4 protein-coding genes are annotated in these 4,111 nt (G+C 35.4%); 1 reads left to right on the top strand and 3 read right to left on the bottom strand.

Features of this window, described 5'->3' with window-relative positions:
- Positions 1–1,131 (top strand): MFS transporter (locus tag AC1DTM_RS19320; RefSeq protein WP_477000674.1); only part of this gene is annotated, 1,131 nt, incomplete at its 5' end.
- A gap of 68 nt (positions 1,132–1,199) precedes the next feature.
- Here AC1DTM_RS19320 and AC1DTM_RS19315 read toward each other — a convergent pair.
- From AC1DTM_RS19315 to AC1DTM_RS19305, 3 genes are all read right to left on the bottom strand, one after another.
- Complete coding sequence (locus AC1DTM_RS19315; RefSeq protein WP_477000673.1) at positions 1,200–2,309, bottom strand: DUF4018 domain-containing protein; 1,110 nt, start codon at positions 2,307–2,309, stop codon at positions 1,200–1,202.
- Positions 2,284–3,447 (bottom strand): DUF58 domain-containing protein, encoded by a 1,164-nt coding sequence (locus AC1DTM_RS19310; RefSeq protein ID WP_477000672.1) that lies wholly within the window; start codon positions 3,445–3,447, stop codon positions 2,284–2,286. Before AC1DTM_RS19310 ends, AC1DTM_RS19315 begins: the two co-directional genes overlap by 26 nt.
- Positions 3,444–4,111 (bottom strand): AAA family ATPase (locus tag AC1DTM_RS19305; RefSeq protein ID WP_477000671.1); only part of this gene is annotated, 668 nt, incomplete at its 5' end. The genes AC1DTM_RS19310 and AC1DTM_RS19305, both read right to left, overlap by 4 nt.

Raw genomic sequence — 4,111 nt, 5'->3', positions numbered from 1 at the left:
CTTTCTACATTATTCATCGCATTACTACCAACCTATGAACAAATTGGTGTATGGGCACCAATACTACTTTTAGTTGCTCGAATGATTCAAGGCTTCTCTACAGGCGGCGAATATTCAGGAGCAATGGTTTATATCGCAGAATCTTCTCCAGATAAAAAGCGTGGTATACTCGGTAGTGGTCTTGAAATTGGAACACTCTCAGGTTACATTGCTGCCTCGGTAATTGTTACCATTTTAACGTTATTATTAACAGATGAGCAAATGCTCAGCTGGGGATGGCGTATTCCTTTCTTAATTGCTGCACCAATTGGTTTGGTCGGTTTATATTTACGACGTCATTTAGATGAATCTCCAATCTTTCAAGAGATGGAAAAAGCACAAGAGGAATCTGAAGACAACGAACAATTTTCATTTATGGATATATTAAAATATCACAAAAAAGACTTCTTATTAAGCACAGTAATTGTTGCCTTCTTTAACATTACAAACTATATGATCCTTTCGTATATTCCTTCTTATCTAACACAAGTACTAAAAGTCAAAGAAACAACTGGCTTATTAATTATTTCAATTACGATGGCACTTATGATTCCACTGGCACTTTATTTCGGTAAATTAAGTGATAAAGTAGGTAATAAACGCGTAGTACAAATTGGTTTACTTGGTTTAGCATTATGTTCAATTCCAGCATTTTTATTAATTGGTAACGGACATATTGTAGCCATGTTTGCGGGTATTTTCGTCTTAGGTTTCTTCCTTAGTGTTTATGAAGGAACATTGCCTTCGTTATTACCAGCACTCTTTTTCACCGATGTACGTTATCGTGCACTTTCTATCTCCTTTAATATTTCTGTATCTATATTCGGTGGTACAACGCCGCTTGTATGTTCATACTTAGTTCATGCGACTGGTAATCCACTGGCACCAGCATTTTATTTAACAGGTGTAAGTGTAATTGGATTAGTTGTATTTAGTGTACTGTTTGTTACAACATCAGGACGTGCATTAAAAGGATCTTATCCTACCGTAGAATCGAAGAAAGAAGCACATCAAATCGCTAAAGAGGATCCTGAAGAAACACTTTGGTGGCATGAAGAATCTTTAGAAATTGAAGCAGGAAAAAAAGCATAATTTGTGAAAAGCAACGTGGACTTTTATACAAAAAGACTCCTAGTTTAATAGGAGTCTTTTTGTATACATTATTTTCTCTTCTTCTTCAAACTCTTCTGATAAGCATAAAGCTTATGAACCTCTTCCTTAAATTCATGCAAAAGCACAGCATTTTCACTGTTTGAATAACGTACTGCATTATAAGCATCTATAATGATATGACTCTGAATATTTACCTCTTCTTCATGATTTACTCTTTCTAGCCAAGCTTCAACAGTTTCTCCTCGTTCACGATTTAAAGGAGGGAATAGTTTACTCTCAAGTTTGAAAATTTCTTTTCGAATCTCATTATGTGGTGGGTTATTTCGCTTCATACGTTTTTGGCTAATTCCTTCTTTATCAGTAATGATTGTAGATTCGAAGACTGGTATATTTGGTAAACTTAAATATTTTCGTTTTTTTACTATTTTCCTTACGACATAAATAGCAATGACTGTACAGACTATTATTGTAGCGCTATTTATGAGTATCGGGTCAAAATCAGGAAGTTTTTTAGCGTCTTCAATTCGAGGGTTTAAGAGATGCCCTTTATTTGCCCAAACTCCTTCGGTATCTTTCATTTCAGCTGCTTTAATTAATGGCATTAAAGCATAGCCGACTCCTAATGCGATAAATTCTGTCATAAAACCAAACATAAGTCGAATAAAAGGGAACACTTGAACAATTAATAGACTCATTACACCAATCGTAATAATAGAAGCAAAACGTAATAGTTGTTGTTTACGATTTGCCCCGGTTAGCCAAAATGTAATCATTAAGTGTAAGGCTAACATTAATAATTTCCATAATGGTGGAAATGGTGTATAAAATATAGCTGTAACGACAAACCATACAATACCGCCTAACGATTTTTGAACCGGATATCCAGGTCCGACCGCGTGTACGATAAAGAAAAATAGTGGTAATATAATTGTGCCAAAAAGAGAAAACGGTAKAAATAAAGAAAAACCGACTATTTGAATAACTAAAAGTATTACGAATCCTGTTGTTTTTTTCTTCATTAGTTTATGAATAAGAAATACTCCTACATAACCGGTCGCTAAAAATATAGCAATACCAATGAGTTCATCTCTTTCCGTTAATAATGAAAGAAGGAGGAGCAGAATAAAGTCATTAACGTGATAGAGCCAAGTTTTCAACTGGTTCCACCATCCCTTCATTATTAATGAGAAACGTAGGCTGAGATAGAAGAGGAAGCGCATTCTTCTGCAAACCAATGTATATCATTGTAGACGAGCGTTCTCTTTTTCTCGTTACATAGTGAAGAAATCCTTGTTTCGGAAGAAGCGTACTATCATCTGAAATACGTGCCAATTCCTCTAATGCCTTCCCGTAATGCGCTTGTCCTTCGTTTAATGGTAAATGCAATGCACCAGCTTCTGCTAAAACACTAATAAATAACTCAAACGGAATTTGATGCTTCGTTGCGAATTGACAAATGTATGTGGTAAATGAAATAAGGTCTTCTACATTTTCTTTCCAACCAAACCCACGATCAGCAGCTAAAGAAAGACAAATCGTCCAACTATAATTTTTTACAGGTTCATATTGCTTCGCTTGTAACGCCTGCATTTTAGMAGATGCTTTCCAATGAATAGAGCGGAAAGATTCACGTTCATATCGTTTAACACCGATAATGGATGTTTCATCATTGTAAAAAGAGAAATTTGTTCGATACGAACCTGTTAATAGTTGCTGAAGTTCTTGTAAACCAGCTACTTCTTTAGGAGTAGGGTATACAATAATTTCAGTCTTTAATTTATCGAAAACRGGTAAATGTACAGTTAAAAGATGAAAAGGATCTTTTAAAACACATTCAAACTGTTCAATTTGAAAGACACCACGCTTCGTTGCGGTTAATGTTAAATCCCATTTTTGTGCTGAATGAGCAGGTTGTGAAAATGGGAAAGAAAATAACGTTTTTGATATTTGTTCAATCCCTTGATCTTTATGCGGTATAAGGGACGAATTTAAATGAAAGTAACAAACACCGTTAACGAGTGGTATATTTGCCCCATTTTTTAAATGAATAAAAAACTGTCCGGATTCATCAGGGAAAAGCCGAGTTGTTTGTTTTTCATTTATAACTTGAAATCTTTTTTCTATGTAAGCGACATATTTATAAATKAAAATCKCAAATAAATAGTAGAAGAAAAAGAGAAACATAATAATTCGTTGCGGTAGAAAAAACGTAAATAGTAAAGCGATGGGCACAGTTAATTGAATAATGTGGATTTGAAAAAATAAAGGTACAGTTACAACGCGCTGTCCATTCATGCTTGCTCAATCTCCACTGGTACGTCAACTTCTTTTAAAATCCTTTGCATTAATTCATTTTTTGTCGTACGTAAAGCTCCTTCCATTGACAAGACGATACGGTGATTCCAAACAGAAGGAACTAAAAATTGTATATCTTCGGGCGTGCAATATTCTCTGCCGCGTAAAAAGGCTAATGCTTGAACAGCACGTACTAAAGCTAATGTAGCACGTGGGCTTACACCATTGGCAATGTAATCATGATTTCTTGTAGCGTGAGCAAGTTTAATAATATAGTGTTCTAACGGTTCTGATACGAAAATTTCTTTCACTTGTTGCTGCGCTTCTAAAATGTCCTCTAAAGAAATGACAGATGTGACGCTTTCTAAAGGTGCATTGTTACGAAAACGGCGCATCATTTTTAATTCATCTTCAGGAGACGGATAACCAATTGAAATCGTCATTAAAAAACGATCAAGTTGTGCATCTGGAAGCGGGAAAGTTCCTTGTGATTCAATCGGGTTTTGCGTCGCAATAACAAAGAATGGTTTCGGAAGAGGAGTAGACTGCTTTTCAAGCGTTACTTGTCGTTCTTCCATCGCTTCTAACAAACTAGATTGTGTTCTCGGCATCGCGCGGTTAATTTCATCTGCAAGTAGTATATTTGTCATGACTGGTCCAAGTC

The sequence above is a fragment of the Bacillus sp. P4_D3 genome, assembly GCF_056401855.1.
This window is presented reverse-complemented; position numbering and strand designations above follow the sequence as displayed.